Origin of the sequence: Nocardia goodfellowii (assembly GCF_017875645.1) — a bacterium.
In the GTDB taxonomy this organism is placed as follows: domain Bacteria; phylum Actinomycetota; class Actinomycetes; order Mycobacteriales; family Mycobacteriaceae; genus Nocardia; species Nocardia goodfellowii.
Genome location: NZ_JAGGMR010000001.1, coordinates 3855857 through 3874726 on the forward strand (window position 1 = coordinate 3855857; position 18870 = coordinate 3874726).

The 18870-nt window shown below is 68.6% G+C and carries 15 protein-coding genes; 11 read left to right on the forward strand and 4 right to left on the reverse strand.

Annotation, left to right across the window (positions count from 1 at the left end):
- The first annotated feature begins 40 nt into the window (after nt 1-40).
- From BJ987_RS17620 to BJ987_RS17655, 8 genes are all read left to right on the forward strand, one after another.
- A complete protein-coding gene (locus BJ987_RS17620; protein WP_245367166.1) occupies nt 41-1477 on the forward strand; it encodes a hypothetical protein in 1437 nt (478 codons plus the stop codon).
- Complete coding sequence (locus BJ987_RS17625) at nt 1474-2964, forward strand: SCO6880 family protein (RefSeq protein WP_209891057.1); 1491 nt, start codon at nt 1474-1476, stop codon at nt 2962-2964. The genes BJ987_RS17620 and BJ987_RS17625 overlap by 4 nt, the downstream gene beginning before the upstream one ends.
- A 9-nt stretch (nt 2965-2973) precedes the next feature.
- The gene (locus BJ987_RS17630; protein ID WP_245366013.1) at nt 2974-5319 is read left to right on the forward strand and encodes a putative type IV secretion/conjugal transfer ATPase; all 2346 of its coding nucleotides are present in this window, start codon (nt 2974-2976) and stop codon (nt 5317-5319) included.
- A gap of 95 nt (nt 5320-5414) precedes the next feature.
- Nucleotides 5415-5720, forward strand: coding sequence for a transposase (locus BJ987_RS17635; protein WP_245366014.1), 306 nt, complete (start codon nt 5415-5417; stop codon nt 5718-5720).
- 13 nt (nt 5721-5733) lie between these two features.
- Complete coding sequence (locus BJ987_RS17640; protein ID WP_209891063.1) at nt 5734-7404, forward strand: peptidoglycan DD-metalloendopeptidase family protein; 1671 nt, start codon at nt 5734-5736, stop codon at nt 7402-7404.
- Between the two features lie 77 nt (nt 7405-7481).
- A complete protein-coding gene (locus BJ987_RS37320; protein ID WP_307869656.1) occupies nt 7482-8165 on the forward strand; it encodes a hypothetical protein in 684 nt (227 codons plus the stop codon).
- Between the two features lie 56 nt (nt 8166-8221).
- Complete coding sequence (locus BJ987_RS17650) at nt 8222-10048, forward strand: type IV secretory system conjugative DNA transfer family protein (protein WP_209891066.1); 1827 nt, start codon at nt 8222-8224, stop codon at nt 10046-10048.
- Nucleotides 10045-10431 carry a DUF4913 domain-containing protein gene (locus tag BJ987_RS17655; RefSeq protein WP_307869657.1) on the forward strand — a complete coding sequence of 129 codons (387 nt, stop codon included), beginning with the start codon at nt 10045-10047 and terminating at the stop codon, nt 10429-10431. The genes BJ987_RS17650 and BJ987_RS17655 overlap by 4 nt, the downstream gene beginning before the upstream one ends.
- A 63-nt stretch (nt 10432-10494) precedes the next feature.
- On the opposite strand, the gene BJ987_RS17660 is transcribed toward BJ987_RS17655, so the two are convergent.
- Nucleotides 10495-11049 (reverse strand): hypothetical protein, encoded by a 555-nt coding sequence (locus BJ987_RS17660; RefSeq protein WP_209891068.1) that lies wholly within the window; start codon nt 11047-11049, stop codon nt 10495-10497.
- Nucleotides 11050-11474: 425 nt separating this feature from the next.
- Entirely contained in the window at nt 11475-12341 is an 867-nt protein-coding gene (locus BJ987_RS17665; protein WP_209891071.1) for a peptidylprolyl isomerase, read from the reverse strand.
- A gap of 277 nt (nt 12342-12618) precedes the next feature.
- On the opposite strand from BJ987_RS17665, the gene hisS reads away from it, so the two are divergent.
- The 3 genes from hisS (at nt 12619) to BJ987_RS17680 (ending at nt 15786) form a co-directional block, all read left to right on the forward strand.
- Nucleotides 12619-13884 carry a histidine--tRNA ligase gene (hisS, locus tag BJ987_RS17670; protein ID WP_209891074.1) on the forward strand — a complete coding sequence of 422 codons (1266 nt, stop codon included), beginning with the start codon at nt 12619-12621 and terminating at the stop codon, nt 13882-13884.
- A 78-nt stretch (nt 13885-13962) separates the two neighbouring features.
- Nucleotides 13963-14610 carry a hypothetical protein gene (locus tag BJ987_RS17675; protein WP_307869658.1) on the forward strand — a complete coding sequence of 216 codons (648 nt, stop codon included), beginning with the start codon at nt 13963-13965 and terminating at the stop codon, nt 14608-14610.
- A gap of 162 nt (nt 14611-14772) precedes the next feature.
- On the forward strand, nt 14773-15786 hold the full coding sequence (locus tag BJ987_RS17680) for a malate dehydrogenase (RefSeq protein ID WP_209891080.1): 1014 nt from the start codon (nt 14773-14775) through the stop codon (nt 15784-15786).
- A 30-nt stretch (nt 15787-15816) separates the two neighbouring features.
- On the opposite strand, the gene BJ987_RS17685 is transcribed toward BJ987_RS17680, so the two are convergent.
- A complete protein-coding gene (locus BJ987_RS17685; RefSeq protein WP_209891083.1) occupies nt 15817-16899 on the reverse strand; it encodes a 2-oxoacid:ferredoxin oxidoreductase subunit beta in 1083 nt (360 codons plus the stop codon).
- Nucleotides 16899-18836 carry a 2-oxoacid:acceptor oxidoreductase subunit alpha gene (locus BJ987_RS17690; protein ID WP_209891086.1) on the reverse strand — a complete coding sequence of 646 codons (1938 nt, stop codon included), beginning with the start codon at nt 18834-18836 and terminating at the stop codon, nt 16899-16901. Before BJ987_RS17690 ends, BJ987_RS17685 begins: the two co-directional genes overlap by 1 nt.
- Nucleotides 18837-18870 lie beyond the last annotated feature (34 nt).

Consider the following 18870-nt stretch of genomic DNA (forward strand, 5'->3'; position numbering starts at 1 on the left):
AAAGCTCCTAACAATCCTCGCGGTCGTCTTTACCGTGATGATGGTGACGCCGACTGCGGCCTACGCACAGTACGGCTTCGATCAAACCTGCAACGAGATCCACGACACCCTCGACGGCGTCGGCATCCCGGGCACACCCTCGCTCGGCGACCTCGCGTCCGCGGTGTGCAAGGGCGGCAACGCCACCACCCACCCCGGCGACGCCGCGGCCGCGGTGCGCGACAAGGCCTGGGACTCCACCTTCGGCAAGGTCGTCGACTCGCTGATGAACGGGCTCGGCGAGGCGCTCATCCTGGCGCTCACGTTCTGGATGAAAGTGCCGAACGAGGCGGCCAGTGACGGCGGTTCGCTGTTCACCAAGATCAACGATTACACCTATCAGATCCAGATAATGCTGCTGATAGCCTCGGTGATCATCTCCGGCGGCCGGTTGGCCGCGGCCCGGCGCGGCGGCGTGTCGGGCGAGGCGGAGGAGGGCTTCCGGATGTTCGCCCGGGTGGTGTTCTCCTCGTGGATGCTCGGCGCGATCATCGTCGCGGGTACCCAGGCCTCCGACCGCTTCTCCGAGTGGATCATCGAGGACTCCACCAACGGCAACGCCAAGGACTTGGCCGAGCTGATGGTGAAAACATCCAAGCTGCAAGCATTCTCGCCAGGCTTGGTACTGATCATCGCGATCGTCGGCCTGCTGGGCGCGCTCGCGCAGATCATCCTCGCCATCGTCCGGCAGGGTCTGCTGATAGTCGCGGCCGGTGTGCTGCCGCTGGCGGCGGCGTCTTCCGGCATGGACATCGGCAAGAATTCCTACCAGAAGCTGGTCGGCTGGATCATCGCGTTCATGCTCTACAAACCGGTGGCGGCGATCGTCTACATGATCGCCTTCACCACCGCGGGCCACGTCGACGGGCTCACCTCCACCACGAGTCTGCCCGAAGGCGAAGAGGCGCAACGCATGCTGGTCGCGATCGTGCTGCTGTGCAGTGTCGCGTTCGTGCTGCCCGCGCTGATGCGCCTGGTCACCCCGGCGGTCGCGATCGTCGGCTCCGGTGGTTCCGGTTTGACCGCGGCGGGCGGCACCTTGGTCGCGGCGGCGGCGCTCGGCGCGATGGGCACCAAGGCGGTCGGCGTGAAAGGCACTGCGGCGGCGGGTTCTCCGGGCTATGTGAGCGGCAGCGGCACCGGCCCGCCGGGCGGCGCGGGCGGTCCGCGCGGCGGTGGCGGTCCACCCCGTCCGGTCCCGCCGCCGCGCCCCGGCGGCGGTGGCGGCCAAGCGGCGACGGCTCAGCCTCCGCGCGCCTCCGGGCCCGCGGGCGCGACGCCCGTATCGTCCGGAGCGGCACGAGCGGCCGGCCGGATCGGTGCGGCCAGAGCCGCGACGAGCGGGATCAGCAATGCCGAACAAAGCATGGGAGACATGGCCGGTGACCGTTGGGCGAATCGTTCGCCCGACCTCGGGAGGAGCACCATTCCACGATGACGATGTCTGACACCTACGAGCGCCGGTCCTACGGCCTCTGGCAGAAGCCGCGCAGCGCGGGCCTTTTCGGCCTGCGCTGGGAGGAGACCGTGATCGGCTTCGTGGTCGTGATCACGGCGCTGATCACGGCCATGGTCGGCGGCTTCAAATGGGGTTTGATCGTCGGTGGTTTCGGCGTTCTGGTGATGGTTCCACTGGTGTGGCGAACCGGAGGGCGCTCCGGCTATGAGACGGGAATTATGATGTTCAACTGGATGCGCTCGCGTAAACGCGGCGAGCACGTGTACCGCGGCGGCCGGTTTTCCCGGATCCCCGGCGGTGTCACGCGATTGCCCGGCTTGCTGGCCCCGTCCAAGCTGTACGAGGGCATCGACGCCGGCGGCTACAGCTTCGGCATGATCCACCTGCCGCAGTTCGCCCAGTACACCGTGGTGCTGCGGGCCTGGCCGCAGGGCCACGAGGCCGTCGACCAACCGGTGATCGACCGCTGGGTCTCGGCCTGGGGCACCTTCCTCGCCTCGGTCGGCCAGACCTCCGACATCGTGGCGGTGGTGCCGGTCATCGATACCGTGCCCGAGACCGGAAACCGTTTGCTCACCGAGGTTTCCACCATCACCCGCCCGGACGCTCCGGAGCTGGCCCAGCAGGTGATGTACGAGCTGGCCACCGAACTGCCGCAGGAGCGGGTGCAACTGTTGCCGCGCGTGGCGATCACGTTCAAGGCCACTACCGCCGAACGCCGCAAGAATCCGGCCGAGGAGGCCGTCGAGATCGGCCGGCGGCTGCCGGGAATCTGCGCCGCCCTGGCCGAGGCGGGCGTGCGCGCCCAGCCGATGTCGGCCGACGAGGTGATCGCCTTCATCCGCCGCAGCTACGACCCGGCCTCGCAGGCCGACCTCGAGGTCGCGGCGTCGGATCCCGAAGGGCACGGGCTGGATTGGGCCGACGCGGGCCCGGTCTCGCACGACGAGAAGTGGGACCACCTGATCCACGACGGCGGTCGCTCGGTCACCTGGGAGATGGACGCCGCCCCCGAGGGCGCGGTGGACGAGCGGGTGCTGCAACGGCTGCTCGCGCCCAACCCGGAGGTGCCGCGCAAGCGCATCGCCATCGTGTACCGGCCGCATTCGGCCGCGGACGCCGCCGAGATCGTGGACGACGACTTCAAGAACGCCCTCGTCGCCCAGCAGAGCGAACGCGGGGTCGTCTCGGCGGCGGCGACGCTGCGGGTGGGCGCTACCCAGCAGGCCCGCGAGGAGCAGGCCCGGGGTCACGGTGTGACCCGCTTCGGTGCGCTGGTGACCATCACCGAGCCACTGCGCGGTGACCTGCCGCGCATCGAAGCCATCACGCGCGACCTGTCCACACAGGCCCGCTTGAAGATCCGGCGGTGTTACCGCTATCAGTCGGCGGCCTTCGCGGCTTCGCTCGGCTGCGGGGTGATCCTGCCGGAGCACGCGACCATTCCGAAGGCATTGGCGGGGTAGGCGATCCACATGGACCACGACGACGATCTGCGCGGACCCGGCACTGAGCCGGGTGGTTCGACCACGTCCGAATCGGCCGGCTCCGGGCGGGACGAGGCTCCGGCCCGCCGTCCGCGCCGCGACGAGGACTGGACGTTGCTGCCCGCCGGGGACCGATCGGCCCAGGCCGAGTCGCCGCGGGTGCGCCAGCGTTCGGGGATCGAGGAGATGCCCGAACGGCGTCGCCCGCGGGAACCGGAACCGGCGCCGCCGACCGGTGCCGATCGTCGTCGGATGGCCGAGGAGCTCGCCGGACGGGAGCGCCGGGCGGCACAGGAGTCCGGCGAGCGCCGGCCGCGTCCCGACCCCGCTCGTCCGGAGCGGCCTCGCGCCGAGCGGCCCCAGGGCGAGAAGCCCCGTCCGCCCAGGCCTTCGGGCGGACGCGTCGACGTCGCCAAACCCTCGCGCGATTCCGCCACCCCGCGCCCGCCGCGCGGAGAGCGGGGCGCGCACGCGGCGCGGCCCGATCGCCCGGCCAAGCCGCGCGTGGAGTCCCAGGCGCGCAAGGACCAGCGGACCATGCGGCCGGCGAAGGTCGACTACGCCGCCGATCGCGCCATGGGCACCCCCTTCATGGACAAAGCCGCCCTGCGCGCGAAAGCCAAGGCGGACAGGCGAACCAAGCAGGGTCCGGCGCTGCTGGATGACAGCACCCGCGCCAAGCTGGAAGCCCTCAGCCGCGAAGGCAACGGCCTGCGCGCCGCCTGGGCCGCCTTCCGGGTCCGCACCGACGACATCCGCCGCCGCAATTACGCGGCCCGTGCGGAGCAGGTCATCGTCGACGGTTTCGACCGCAGCACAGCGCAACTCACCGATCGCGGCTTCGCGGGCGAGGGTGGCGGCCGGATGAACGTGGTCGGCCGCCCGGTCGAATACCGCGCCACCACGGCACAGGTCGCGGGCCTGTGGCCCTGGTCGGTCGGCGCGGGCGCGCCGCTCATCGGCACCCCGCTCGGTTCGCACCTGCACACCGGCGCCCCGGTCTGCTTCGACCCGATGAACTGGTTCCTGCGCGGTAGCTTCATCACCGCGCCGAGCCTTTTCGTCTTGGGCCTCAACGGTTTCGGCAAGTCCTCGCTGGTGCGACGGATCGTGCTCGGCGGCATCGCGCAGGGCATCACGCCGCTGATCCTGGCCGACGTGAAACCGGACTACCGCAAGATGGTGGAACTGGTCGGCGGCCAGGTCATCGACCTGGGCTATGGCCACGGCAAGCTCAACCCGCTGGCCGCGGGCGTGCTCGGCTCGGTGGTGCCGATGCTGGACGAGTTCCCGGCGCTGCAACTGCAAGTGCTGCAAGATCTCCGGGCCCGGCAGGTCACCTTGATCGCCGGTCTGGTCGAGCTGGTGCGCGGCGCCCGCGTGCGCGACTACGAGGAAACCCTCATCGCCACCGCGCTGCGCATTCTCTACCAGCCGGGCAGCGGCTACACCCCGGACCAGCCCCCCATCATGGAGAACCTGCTCGAGGTCATCGTCGCCGGTGGTGACGAACTCCGGCTCGACGCCGGCGCCGACGACGTCGACGAATACAACATCGCCATCAAGGGGCTGCGGCGCTCGTTGCGCGCGCTCACCCAGGGCCCGTTCGGCGCCATCTTCAACGGCCAGACCTCGGTGCCCATCGATACCAGCGCGGTCGCGGTCTGCATCGATGTCTCGCATATCCCGACCGGCGACAAGAAGCTCAAAGCCGCTGTGATGCTGGCCTGCTGGGCCGACGGCTTCGCCTCGGTCGAGGCCGCGCACGTGCTCTCCGACGCCGATCTCGGCCCGCAGCGCTACTTCCAGGTGGTGATGGACGAGCTGTGGCAGGTGCTCGGCCTCGGCGACTTCATGGTCGACCGCGTCGACGAGCTGACGCGTCTGCAGCGCGGTATCGCCACCTCGCTGATCATGATCAGCCACACCATCAAGGACCTGCAGGCGCTCGGCTCCGAAGCGGCCATCGCCAAGGCGCTGGGCTTCCTGGAACGCGCGCGCGCCAAGATCTTCGGCGCGCTGCCGGGCGAGGAGGTCAAGCGCCTCGACAGCATCGTGCCGTTCACCTCCGCCGAAACGGAGATGGTGACCGGCTGGTCCGCGCCGCAGGCACTGACCGGTGAGGCGCTCAAGCCCGGCCAGCAACGTCCGTCGCCCCCCGGCACCGGCAAATTCCTCATCAAGATCGGCGAAGACCGCCGGCCCGGCATACCGTTCCATATGGAGTTCACCTTGTCCGAGCGGGAAAGCGGCATCCACGACACCAACTCGCGCTTCAGCGAGTTCACCGAATCCACCGCGCGCGGAACGGGTTCCCCGGGGAGCGCGGCATGAGAAGTCAGGCCTGGAGGCGGCAGCGCAGTGTAACCACGGAGGGCCCTGATCATGCCGAATAGTCACAGCATGAGAAGTGCGAGGACTATCTTATGATGCCGCATCGGTCGTATCGGAGAGTGTCGCCGGAAGTGCGCAAGGCCGCCGTCGAGCAGGTCATCGCGCTGACCGGCAAACTCCGCAGCGAGTCGGAAGCCTGCCGTGTGGTCGCCGAGCAGATCGGCGTGCACACCAACTCGGTGCGCAATTGGGTTCGCGCCACCGAGGGCCCCGGTCTGGATCGCATGGACGCGACCGCCCTGCGCCGCAAAGTGGCTCTCCTGCAACAACAATTGGCCGCGGCCGCCGAGATGAACCGCACCCTGGCCGACACCCTCAACGAAGCCCGTCGCCGAACGTGAAACGCGGCCCGCGATGAACGCCAAAGGCGTGCTGTGGTTTGCCCTCGGCATTGTGGTCGGGTTGATCGCCATGGTGCTGGTGGTGGTGCTGCCCTCCATCGAAGACCCGTGTGAAGGTTCCGCCGTGCTGGGCGCCTCGCAGACCGCGCTGCCTCCGCTGGGTGGCTGGGCGCCCGGAGATCCCCGCGCCGCCGCGACCGCCCCGCCCGATCCCGGTGCGGCACAGACGAATCCAACCGTGACCGGTACGCCGTCGCTGGCCGCCGGTGTGGGGCCGCTGAATCGGACCATGCCGATGGCGACGGGCACCTTCACGGTGTCGGACACCTTCGGTTCGCGCGGCGGCGATCATCGGGGCGTCGACATGGCGGCGGCCGACGGCACCCCGATCTTCTCGGTGTCCGACGGGAAAGTCGTGGCCGCGGGCCCCGCTTCGGGGTTCGGCAACTGGATCGTGGTCGACTCCATCGACACCAACGGCCGCGGCTACTCCGCAGTGTACGGGCACATGTGGGACAACGGTGTGCTGGTGCGCGTCGGTGACACCGTGACCGCGGGCCAGCAGATCGGCCTGGTCGGCTCGGCGGGCGAATCCAGTGGCCCGCACCTGCATTTCGAGATCGTGCCGGGTGGCCGGTTCACCGGTGGCCGCCACATCGATCCGCTGCCCTGGCTGGCCGGTGCACCGACTCCTGATCTCGGCGGCGCGCAATGGTATTCGGCTGATCCGCGGTGCAGCCGCGGCTTCGGTACCCAGGGCGGCGCCCTCGCCGACGGCAAGGTGCCCGAGGAACTCGAGATCTGGTATCGCCGTGCGGGTTCGCTGTGCCCGGAGATCACCCCGTCGCTGCTGGCCGCGCAGGCCAAGCAGGAGTCGGGATTCCGGCGCGGTCTGACCTCACCGGCGGGTGCGCAGGGGCTGGCGCAGTTCCTGCCCGGCACCGCCGCCTCCACCAATCCCGACGACGGGCAGCCGTATGTGATCGACGCCGACGGCAACGGCGTGGCCAGCGTGTGGGACGATGGTGACGCGATCATCGGTCAGGGCCGCTACATGTGCGCCATCGCGGGCAAGGTGGGGCAGTGGATTTCCGAGGGCCGGGTGCAGGGTGATGTCACCGCGCTCACCCTGGCCGCTTACAACGCCGGTGAGGGCGCGGTGCTCGCCTCCGGCGGGATGCCGAATCAGTATGCGGCGCATCTCTCGGAGACCCAGCCCTACGTGCGCAACATCCTCGCGATGGAGCCGCAGTACCGGTCGCCCGGTGCACAAGGCCGTTTCACCCCCGAGGAGGGCGCGGGGGGCGTGCAGATCGTGGAGGCCGCGCACGATTGGCTCGGCACACCGTATGTCTGGGGTGGCGGCGGGCCGCAGGGCCCGAGCAGCGGCGGGCTGGACGGGCCCGGCCTCACCGCGGCGGCGGTATTCGCGGCCTCCGCCGGGACCGTCACCCTGGCCCGCACCGTCGAACAACAGTGGGAGGCAGGCGCTGAAGTGTCGATGAGCAAAATCCAGCCCGGTGATCTGGTGTTCAGCTCGTTCGGGCCGCGCGGTCCCGCCGAGGTCGGAATCTATGCCGGCGACGGCACGATGATCCAGGCGGTGCCCGGCGCGGACGGCCGTTCCGGCGGCGTCAGCGAGGTGCCGATGCCCGGTGACGCGCGGGCCAGGAGGGTGCTGTGAAACACGCCGGGCCGCGAGTTGGGCACGGACCCGCACAGGTCCGGTCCGGGCGGTTAGCCTGGAAGTACAGGAATTTTGTGTCCGATGATCCGATCTCATCCGCGAAGCTGGTGGTGATGCTGGTGGTGAGTGTGGCGGTGCTCGGCGCGGGCTGCGCGCGGGACGGGGGCGACGGCGCGAATTCCGATGCCGCCCAATCCGCCACGTCCACCCCCCGATTGCTCGAGGGGGTCCCCGCTCCGGATCCGGTCACGCCGGATGGGGTCGCGGTTACCGCGTTGCGGGAGATCTTCACCTGGCGACCCGCCCAGGAGGCCCCGGGCGCGTCCCTGGAGCGGGCTCGAAAATGGCTGGGCCCCAGCCTGATCCGCGTGCTGGACGCACAACCGGCATTGACCACGCCCGCGGCGCCCGTATCGTCGTCCACCCGGGCGACGGGCGTCGGTCCGTTCGCCACCACCACCGCGGAGCCGACCAGCGCCACGCCCACCACGAGCGTGGCCGCACCGGTCGAGACCGCGCCGAAAGTGACGTTGCAGTGGGCCGACTGGGCGAAGGCGAAGGCCGTGGTCGAGGCCTTCACCTTCGCGTCGGGGGAGAAGCCGCCCGGCGGCGCCGACCCCGACACCGAGCAGTACAAGATCGGCATCGAGCAGACGGTCGTCTACCCGAACGGACGCAAGGAATCGCTGCCGCCCAGCACCGTGATCGCCACGGTGGTGCGCACCCCGGCGGGTTGGCGGCTCGACGCATACCGCTGATACTCAACAGGTTTCGGCACCCAGCGTCTTGGCAGAAAGGATCGAGGAGGCACGACATGGCGAAAAAGAAGAAGGTGACGGATCCGGCGGCGGTCGGTCCCGATCCCGCCCTCATCCTTATCTACCTCGGGCTGTCCATGCTGGGGGTGCTGTGGATCGCGCTGCACCTCGGCAACGCGCTCGCGGTGGTCCGGCAGGACGTCCCGGTCAACCCGATCGCCATCGTGGCCGAACTGGTGCGCGGGCAGCTCACCTGGCCCAAGCCCGCCACGGTCATCGTCATCCTGGTCGCGGTCGCGGTCGTTGCCACCGTGCTGGTGCGCAAGCGGCTGACCACGCACAAGTCCAAAGGCAAACTGCCGGTGGACGACAAGGCCGGGTATATGGGTACCGGCGGCGCCATCGCCGCGCTCACCGAGGCGGGTGTCCGGGAGAAGGCCGAACAGCTCGGCATGAAACTGGGTTACAAGGACGCCCCCGGCGTGCCCATCGGTGTCAGCGTCGCCGACGGCGTCATGCTCTACGGCTCCTACGAGGACCTGCATCTCGACATCTGGGGGCCGCGCCAGGGCAAGTCGACCTCCCGGGTGATCCCGGCGATCCTGTCCGCCATCGGCCCGGTGCTCACCACCTCCAACAAGCGCGACGTGGTCGACGCGACCCGCGACGTGCGGGAGGGCAAGGGCAGTCCCACCTACGTCTTCGATCCGCAGGGCGTCGCCGACGAGGACCCGACCTGGTTCTGGAATCCGCTGGACTGGGTGGACGCGCGCCGCGAAGGCTGCGAGATGCGGGCCCAGCGCCTGGCCGGCCACTTCGCCGACGCCGACAACGGTACGGACAGTTCGTCCTCGGACGTCTTCTTCGATCCCGAAGCCGAGGACCTGCTGGCCGGTCTGTTCCTGGCCGCGGCCGTGGCACGCCGGCCGATCGTGCAGGTGTGGGATTGGGTCACCAACCCGGGCGACCACGAGCCCATCGAGCTGCTGCGCGCCGCCAGCCACGACTACACCGCGTCCGGCCTGGCTATGCAGTACAACGCCGATCCCCGTACGCGCAGTGGCATTTTCGGCACGGCCAAGAAGATGATCCGCTGTCTGCAGCTGTCTAACGTGCACCCGTGGGTGCTGCCCGGCGGTGACCGTCGCCAGTTCGACGAGCTGGAGTTCGTGGAGCGCAACGGCACCCTCTACAGCCTCTCCCTGGAGGGCCGCGGCTCGGCCGCCCCGCTGGTCAGCGCCTTGACCGAGGCGGTCGTCGACGTGGCCATGCGCAAGGCGTCCCGTTCGCCCGGTGGCCGCCTGCCGATCCCGCTGCTCGCGGTGCTCGACGAGGCCGCCAACGTGGTGCGCTGGAAGGATCTGCCCAAGCAGTACAGCCACTTCGGTTCGCGCGGCATCGTCGTGATGACGGTGCTGCAGTCCTGGGCGCAGGGCGCCCGCTGCTGGGGTGACGCGGGCATGCTCGCGCTCTGGTCGGCCGCCAATATCAAGGTGCTCGGCAGTGGCGTGGATGATATGAACTTCCTGCGGGACCGCTCCGAGGCCATCGGCGAGTACGAATCCATCTCCTCCTCGGTCTCGGAATCCAAAGGGGGCAAGAGTTATTCGCGTTCGCTCGGCGCGTCCAAGACGTTCACCGTGCACGCGCTGACCACGCTGCCCAAGGGCCGGGCGATCGTGTTCACCTCCGGTCAGCCGGCGGTTCTCGTTCGCACGGTTCCGTGGTGGGAGGGCGACTACGCTGCGGAGGTCAAGGCTTCGATCGCGCATCACGATCCCACCCGCAAGACCACCATTTCCGACTTGATCGGCTCGCCCAAGCTGACCAAGGTCGTCCCGCCCCAGGACTCCGGGCAGGTTAAGGAGGTTCGGCCACTGTGACAGAACAGCAGCAGCAACCGATGATCTACACGAATGTCGTGGAGTTCGTCGAGAACTACTTGAGCCTGGTTTATCGCCGTCAGGTCACCGACATCAGCGAGACCGTGTGGTGCCCGGAGTGGTGGAAACACGCCGAGGCGGTGGCACGGCTGGATGCGCTGTGGCGCGCCTGGGAGCACTACCGGCTGGAGCCGAGCACCGGATTGAGCATCTGGTTCCTCGACCACGCCGATCCGCACATGACCAAGCTGTTCGATCCGCGCGGGCCGTTCAAGTACTGCAGCGTCCGCAACGGTCACAAGGACATGCTGAGCCCGCTACCCCTGAAGTCGCCGGCCCAGGGCATGTTCGGCGATCCCACGATCGGTGACTTCCGGATGTAATCGGTTGCCCCGCAACAGTAAAACGCCCGCTGCTCGCAGCGGGCGTTTGCTTTTCGGTGGTGGCTACTGCCGGACTCGTTCCAGCCCGCGAGCCTCCGGCTCCCGGCCGCGCGCCGCGATGGCGCGGGCCTCCTCGTTACGTTTCCGGACGGCCTCTTCGGGCGGCTGTGCCTGCCCTACTTCGATGAGCATCCGTACCGCGGCCAGTTCCGGCGCCACCCCGAGGCGGGAGAGGTGCGCCGCGATGGCCTGGCGGCGTTCCTGGGAGTCGTAGCGGACGAGCGGTTGTTTGGCCGCACTGGCGGTGGCCGCCATGCGCGTGGCCTCGGCTTGGGCGGAGAAGCGGTCTTTTTCCAGCGAAATGCCCTTGGCCGGTGCGCCTTTCTCCACCATGCGCGCGAGCTCGACGTTGCGCGGATCTTTTGCCTTGGAATCGCGGGCTTCGCGGATCTGAAGCTCCCGCGCCTCTTTCATCCGGGCCTCGGTGAGCTTGACGCGAGCTTCGGCTTCTTTCTGACCACGCTCGCGGGTACGCAGTGCGACCAGGGTCGCAAGCTGCAACATAGTCTTCATCATGGCCGCGGTCTCTCGGCCGATGTCGTCCAGTTCCTCGGACATGGCTGCTCCCCGATGCTGCAGTGATCACTATGGATGTTGTGGTGCTTCGTCCGGACATCGCCACGCGAACTGTAGCCCGTTGGACAATGCCCCGCCTGCAAACGTGGACACCCAGAGCACTCGTGTCGCGGCCTCCCCAAGGGGTTCGCCCAGGTGATTTAGGGATGGCTACGCTACGTGTACTCCTTGGTTCGAGATTACCCGAGAACTCCCGGCAGCAACCGTGTGGACGTGCCGGATCCAGCATATATCGCACATTTCCGTCACGCATCGGGAAGTTCAGGAGGAAATCAGGTTTAAGGGCATCCTTGCCGGATGATTAGGTGTGCCTTGCCTTTTGGGGATCTACCTGGGGATACGCCACGGGCCCGGCGCCTGTGCGGCGCCGGGCCCGAAGTCAATGCCACTGATCGGAGTGTTGCCGCTCAGTTGTCGAGCAGCACCGACTGGATCTCCACCGGCTTGATCGGCTTGCCGTCGCCGGGGCCGTTCGAATCGTCACTGCCGCCCTGGGCGATCTGGTCCAGGGTGCTGAGGCTGCTCTCGTCCACCGACCCGAAGATGGTGTACTGCGGCGGCAGCTGCGAATCGCCGTAGACGATGAAGAACTGGCTGCCGTTGGTGCCGGGACCGGCGTTGGCCATGGCGAGCACGCCGCGCTTGTAGTCGACCGGCGTCTGCGCGTTCGGATCATTCGGGGCGTACTGATCGGTCGGGTATTCGTTGGCGAATTGGTAACCCGGGCCACCCATTCCGGTGCCGGTCGGATCGCCGCACTGGAGCACCTTCAGGCCCTCGCCGGTGGTCATCCGGTGGCAGGAGGTGCCGTCGAAGTACTTCTGCTTGGCCAAGCTGATGAAACTGTTGACCGTGCAGGGCGACTCGGCGTTGTTCAGCGTCAGGCCGATCGGGCCCGCGCTGGTCTCCATGCTCATGCTGATCTTGGCGTTCGGACCCGTCGTGGGCACCTCGACCTGCTCCGGCTTGGTGGCCGGCTTGTCGGCCGGCTTCGCGCTGTCGGAGTAGGTGCAGCTGACCAGGTCGGCCTTGGGCTTCGCGGCCGGGGGCGCGGCCGCGGTCAGGGAGGCGTCCGGCTGCGCCGTGTCGTCTTTCTTGTCCTCGCCCTTGGTCAGGAAATACACGCCGGTGGCGGCCGCTACCGCGACGACCACACCGAGTACCGATCCGGCGATGGTCAGTTGCTTGCGCCTGCGCGCCCGTTCGGCACGGTTGGCCAGCTGGCGCTCGAGCTTGCGTTTAGCCGCCGCTCGTCGCTGTTCGTTGGTCGGCACTACCACGTTCCTCCCGTATTCCGGTTCCTTCCGGGGTCACTAGCGCGGGCTCTCCCGCTGGATGCCATCGTGCGCTCCCCGTTCAGATCTTCCGGGGTAAGAGTGTGCCATCTCTTCCTGAGACACCTCGCACTTCCCTGAGAACAAGCGCGGCGCGCGCCCGCGGTACCGGCCCGGCGCCCGGAAGCGCAACCACGCGAGGCGTAGCGAGCGCCGCCGATCGGGCCGGGGATAACCGGTTGGACTTCGGCGGGGCAGGTGGTGGAAACTTGCCACCGTGACCAAGACCAGCAGCTTCTCCGCCCCGAAGGGGGTCCCGGATTACGTGCCGCCCGGTTCGGCCGAGTTCGTCGCGGTGCGCGACGGCCTCCTCCGCGCCGCCCGACTGGCCGGATACGGGCATATCGAGCTGCCGATCTTCGAGGACACCGGCTTGTTCGCGCGCGGCGTCGGGGAATCCACCGATGTGGTCAGCAAGGAGATGTACACCTTCGCCGACCGGGGCGACCGCAGTGTGACGCTGCGTCCCGAGGGCACCGCCGGTGTGATGCGGGCGGTCATCGAGCACGGCCTCGATCGCGGGCAGCTGCCGGTGAAGCTCGTGTACTCCGGTCCGTTCTTCCGCTATGAACGCCCGCAGGCGGGGCGCTACCGGCAGTTGCAGCAGGTCGGGGTGGAGGCCATCGGCGTCGACGATCCGGCGCTGGACGCCGAGGTGATCGCGATCGCCGACGCGGGTTACCGCGGCCTCGGGCTCGACGGCTTCCGGCTGGAGCTCACCTCGCTCGGTGACGACACCTGCCGTCCGCAGTACCGGGAGCTGCTTCAGGAGTTCCTGTTCAAGTTGCCGCTGGACGAGGAGACCCGCCGGCGGGCCGAACTCAACCCGCTGCGCGTGCTCGACGACAAGCGCCCGGACGTGCGGGAAATGACCGCGGACGCGCCGCTGATGATCGACCACCTCTCCGAGTCGGCCAAGGCCCACTTCGAGCAGGTGCTCGGCTACCTCGACGCGCTCGGCGTGCCGTACGTGGTGAATCCGCGCATGGTTCGCGGCCTGGACTACTACACCAAGACCACCTTCGAATTCGTGCACGACGGCCTCGGCGCGCAGTCGGGTATCGGCGGCGGTGGCCGGTACGACGGACTGATGGCCCAACTCGGCGGGCAGCCGCTGTCCGGAATCGGGTTCGGCCTCGGTGTGGATCGCACCGTGCTCGCGTTGCAGGCCGAGGGCAAGCCGGCCGGCGACCCGGCACGCTGCGAGGTGTTCGGCGTACCGCTCGGCGACGCGGCCAAGCAGCGCCTCGTGGTGGTCGCCGCGCAGCTGCGGGCGGCGGGCGTGCGCGTCGACCTGGCCTATGGCGGGCGCGGCGTCAAGGGCGCGATGAAGGCGGCCGACAAGTCCGGCGCGAAATACACTTTGGTGCTCGGCGACCGCGACCTCGCGGAGAACACCATCGGCGTAAAGGACATGTCGAACGGTGACCAGCGACAGGTGTCCCTGGACGAGGTCGTCGCCGTCGTTCGTGAGTCGCTGTAACCCGGTGCCTCGAACTCCGTTGCGCGGTACCGTATTCGCGCACCCCGGGGTGTGGTGATGTCGCGAGAGGCTGGGGCAGTGGAGAGCAATGCTGGGGGAGCGGAGCGTGATTCGCCGATCGGCCTCGACCTGGTGGCCCCCGAGGTGTACGCGCCGATGTTGCGCCGGCTGGCGCTCGTGGCCACCGGCGTCGGAGTGGTCGCCGCGTTGCTCGCGGCGACGGTGGCCGACTGGCCGGTAGCACTCGCCATCGGGCTCGTCGTCGGAGCGCCCACCGTCGGGTACGCGCTGGCGTCCCGCCGACGGCGGATGTGGCTGACCGGGACCACGCTGCACGCGCAGCGAATCTTCAGCTCGCGGCGGATCGAGGTGGCCGCGGCCAACGGCGTCGAACTGCTCGTGTTCCCCGGGCGGTTGAGCCGGATCGCGCTGCGCGTCACCTCGGGTCCGGATACGCAGCTCATCCCGCTGGCGATGTACACCGACGCGGGTAGCGGCCGCGAACTGCACCTGCTGGGCCTGCGCAAGCTCGCCGACGCGCTCGCGGCGAGCCGATCAGCGGCCGCTGTCGCGGTTTCCACGGTGCTGGTCCAGCAGTTGCGGGCCGAGGCCCGGGACGCCGGCCTGGGGGAACGCCCGCTCTACCGTGCGGTGCAGCTGGCGCGGGCCAAGGAGCTGGTCTCGCCCATCGTGCTCTCGGATCGCGAAGTCGCCGAACTGATCTGAGACACTGTCCGCGAGTTCGCGAGTTCGCGGGGAGGCGATCCACGATCTGGCCGCGGAAAACGTGCGGAACCGCCTACTGTTCTGTAGCTCACGCCTAGCTCTCGGTGGCGGTGCGGATCGATAGGCTGAGGGCGAGTGTCCTTCTATCGCAAGGAGTTCGTCGTGAGCAGCGCCGCCGCCCGGAAAGCCCCCGTGACCGTCACCGTGACCGGCGGCGCGGGCCAGATAGCCTATGGTCTGCTGTTCCGGATCGCGTCCGGCGCGATGCTCGGCACGGACACCCCGGTGCGGTTGCGGCTGTTGGAGATTCCGGCGGCGGTCGCGTCCCTCGAAGGTGTGGCGATGGAGCTCGAGGACGGGGCCTTCCCGCTGCTGGAGTCCATCGACATCAGCGATGATCCGTGGACCGGATTCGACGGCGCGAACGTCGCCGTGCTGGTCGGTGCGCGGCCGCGCACCGCGGGCATGGAGCGCGGGGATCTGCTGGCCGCGAACGGGCCCATTTTCACCGAACAGGGCCAAGCGATCAATGCCAGCGCCGCCGCCGACGTAAAGGTGCTCGTGGTGGGTAATCCGGCCAACACCAACGCCTTCATCGCCATGAGCAACGCTCCGGACGTCCCGGCGGCCCGATTCACCGCGCTGACCCGCCTCGACCACAACCGCGCGGTCGCGCAGCTGGCCAAGAAGACCGGCCGGCCGGCGGCCGAGATCGAGCGGGTCGCGATCTGGGGCAATCACTCCGCCACGCAGTACCCCGACCTCACCCATGCCACCATCGGCGGGCGTCGCGCCCTCGACCTCATCGAGGATCAGGCCTGGGTGCGCGCGGATTTCATCCCGACCGTCCAGCAGCGCGGCACGGCCATCATCCAGGCGCGCGGCGCCTCCTCGGCGGCCAGCGCGGCCAGCGCGGCTCTCGACCACATCCACGACTGGGTGCTCGGGACTCCGGCAGGCGCCTGGACGTCGATGGCGGTACCGTCGGACGGTTCGTACGGTGTTCCGGCGGGTTTGATCAGCTCCTTCCCGGTGACCTGCGCCGATGGCGAGTACCGGATCGTCGAGGGCCTCGAGGTCGACGACTTCTCCCGCGCGCGGATCGACACCAGCATCGCGGAGCTGGAAGCCGAGCGCGACGCGGTCATCGAGCTCGGATTCGCCAAACGCGTGTGAAGTTCGGCCCGGAGCTGCGGGTGTTTTGGATTACGGTGCGACCGTCCAGGTTTCGGTGCCCGTGAGCAGAGACTGGAGTGTGTCCGGCCCGACGGGCTTGCGTTCGCGGGCTGTCGAGGCCTGGGCGCGGACGCCGTCGTCGTAGGTGGCACGGGTGACCGCGCGGAAGACGCCGGTGACAACGTGCCCCAGGTCCTGATCGGACAGGCGAGACAGGGCGTAGGCGTACTCCGGGTCGTCGCGGTAGGCGTCGTGCACGATGATGTCGGATTCCGGCACCTCCTCGGTGCGGGCCACCGCGAGCCCGAAACCTGCTTGGACCACCGCGAATTCACCCTCCGCGCCGAAGCGAATCGGCCGTCCGTGCCGCAGCGGGATCAGCCGGGATTCGGCGTCGCCCTTGCGCAGCACGTCGAAGGAGCCGTCGTTGAAGATGGGGCAGTCCTGCAGGATCTCCACAAACGAGGTGCCGCGGTGTTCCGCGGCGGCGCGCAGGACCTCGGTCAGACCCGCGCGATCGGAATCCAAAGCCCGTGCGGCGAACGACGCTTCGGCCCCGAGCGCGACCGACAGCGTGTTGAACGGGTGATCCACCGACCCCAGCGGCGTCGACTTGGTGACCTTGCCCGGCTCCGAGGTGGGCGAGTACTGGCCCTTGGTGAGGCCGTAGATCCGATTGTTGAACAGCAGGATCGTCATGTTCACATTGCGGCGCAGCGCGTGGATGAGGTGGTTGCCGCCGATGGACAGAGCGTCGCCGTCACCGGTCACCACCCAGACCGACAGGTCCGGTCGGGTGACCGCGAGTCCGGTGGCGATGGCCGGGGCGCGGCCGTGGATGGAGTGGATGCCGTAGGCGTCGAGGTAGTAGGGGAAGCGACTGGAACAGCCGATCCCGGACACGAACATCAGGTTCTCCCGGCGCAATCCGAGCTCGGCGAGGAAACCGCGGACGGTGGCCAGGATGACGTAGTCGCCACAACCGGGGCACCACCGGACCTCCTGATCGGAGGTGAAATCCTTGACCTTCTGCGGGCCGTCGGCGGCGGGCACGCCGGACAGGCCGGTGAGTCCCAGATCGGTTCCGACGAGCGAGGTTTCGGCGATTGTCATCAGTTACCCCCGGTCGCGATGTAGGTGGCGCGCGCTCGCGCGGTGAACGCCTTGTCCTGTTCCAGCTCGTCGATCGACCCGTCTAGCGCGGCGTCGATGACGCCGACGAGTTCCTGTGCGGAGAAGGCGGTGCCCGCGATCTTCGTCCAGGGCCGCACATCCACCAGGTACTTCCCGCGCAGCAGCATGGCCAGCTGGCCGCCGTTCATCTCCGGCGCGACCACGATCCGGTAGCCCCGCAGTACGTCAGCGAGGTTGGGCGGCAACGGATTCAGATGCCGCAGGTGTGCCTGCGCCACCGGGACGCCGCGACGGCGGGCGCGCCGGCACGCCTCACCGATCGGCCCGTAGGAACTGCCCCAGCCGATGAGCAGCAGTTCGGCGCACCCGTCCGGATCGTCGACCTCGAGGTCGGGCACCGTGATGCCGTCGATCTTCGCCTGCCGCAAGCGCACCATCAGTTCGTGATTGGCCGGATCGTAGGAGATGTTGCCGCTGCCGTCGGCCTTCTCCAGCCCGCCGATCCGATGCGCGAGGCCCTTGGTGCCGGGCACGGCCAACGGCCGCGCCAGGGTTTCCGGGTCGCGTGCGTAGGGTTGGAAATCCGCGGCACCTTCCGGCGCGAACCCCGGATCGATCCGTTCCAGGGTTGCGACCTCCGGAATCGACCACGGCTCAGAGCCATTCGCGATCGAACCGTCGGACAGCAGCAGTACCGGCGTGCGGTAGGTGAGGGCGATCCGGGCCGCCTCCACCGCGGCGGCGAAACAGTCGGCGGGGGAGCGCGGCGCGAGCACCGCGACGGGGGATTCCCCGTTGCGGCCGTACAGAGCTTGCAGCAGATCCGCTTGTTCGGTCTTGGTCGGCAAGCCCGTGGACGGCCCGCCGCGCTGAACATCGACGATCACCAGCGGCAACTCCGTCATCACCGCGAGCCCGATCGTCTCACTCTTCAGGGCCAGCCCTGGTCCGGAGGTGGAGGTGACGCCCAGCGCTCCGCCGAGCGAAGCGCCCAGTGCCGCACCGATTCCGGCGATCTCGTCCTCGGCTTGGAAGGTGGTGACGCCGAAGTTCTTGTGTTTGCTGAGTTCGTGCAGGATGTCGGAGGCGGGCGTGATCGGATACGTGCCGAGGAACACCTCCAGCCCCGACAACTGGCCCGCCGTCACCAATCCGTAAGCGAGCGCGGTGTTTCCGGTAATCTGCCGGTAGGTGCCCGGCGGCAGGGTAGCGGGCGCGATCCGGTAGGTGGTGGCGAACGCCTCGGTGGTCTCGCCGTAGTTCCAGCCCGCCCGGAAGGCCAGCACGTTCGCCTCGGCGATCTCCGGTTTCGACCCGAACTTCTCCCGCAGAAACCGCTCGGTGCCGCCGATCGGCCGGCCGTACATCCAGGACAGCAGGCCCAGTGCGAACATGTTCTTCGCCCGCTGGCCGTCCTTCTTGCCGACTCCGGCGGATTCGGTGGCGCCCATGGTCAACGAAGTCATCGGAACGCGGTGCACCACGAAATCGGTGAGCGTGCCGTCCGCCAGCGGATCGCCGGGGTAGCCGACCTTGGACAGATTGCGTTTGGTGAACTCGTCGGTGTTCACGATGACCGTCGCGCCGCGCGGCAGACCCTCCAGATTCGCTTTCAGCGCAGCCGGATTCATCGCCACCAGCACATCGGGCTGATCACCCGCGGTGAGGATGTCGTAGTCGGCGATCTGGATCTGGAACGACGAGACACCGGGCAGTGTGCCCTGGGGTGCGCGGATCTCGGCGGGGAAATTGGGCTGGGTCGCGAGGTCGTTGCCGAAGGCGGCCGCCTCATGGGTGAAGCGGTCACCGGTCAGCTGCATGCCGTCACCGGAGTCACCGGCGAACCGGATCACAACCTTTTCCAATTTCACTGCGGCGGCATCGCTTCGGTCCGCCGGTCGGGTCCACTGCGCCATCGGCCTGTATCCAATCCGCGCCGCTCGCGACGCA

Bases quoted from the DNA above. Each gene is read 5' to 3' on its own strand.
- BJ987_RS17625 (WP_209891057.1), top strand. From the start codon at position 1,474: ATGACGATGTCTGACACCTACGAGCGCCGGTCCTACGGCCTCTGGCAG.
- BJ987_RS17685 (WP_209891083.1), bottom strand. From the start codon at position 16,899: ATGACAATCGCCGAAACCTCGCTCGTCGGAACCGATCTGGGACTCACC.
- BJ987_RS17660 (WP_209891068.1), bottom strand. From the start codon at position 11,049: ATGTCCGAGGAACTGGACGACATCGGCCGAGAGACCGCGGCCATGATG.
- BJ987_RS17640 (WP_209891063.1), top strand. From the start codon at position 5,734: ATGAACGCCAAAGGCGTGCTGTGGTTTGCCCTCGGCATTGTGGTCGGG.
- BJ987_RS17650 (WP_209891066.1), top strand. From the start codon at position 8,222: ATGGCGAAAAAGAAGAAGGTGACGGATCCGGCGGCGGTCGGTCCCGAT.
- BJ987_RS17630 (WP_245366013.1), top strand. From the start codon at position 2,974: ATGGACCACGACGACGATCTGCGCGGACCCGGCACTGAGCCGGGTGGT.
- BJ987_RS17635 (WP_245366014.1), top strand. From the start codon at position 5,415: ATGCCGCATCGGTCGTATCGGAGAGTGTCGCCGGAAGTGCGCAAGGCC.
- BJ987_RS17690 (WP_209891086.1), bottom strand. From the start codon at position 18,836: ATGGCGCAGTGGACCCGACCGGCGGACCGAAGCGATGCCGCCGCAGTG.
- BJ987_RS17620 (WP_245367166.1), top strand. From the start codon at position 41: ATGGTGACGCCGACTGCGGCCTACGCACAGTACGGCTTCGATCAAACC.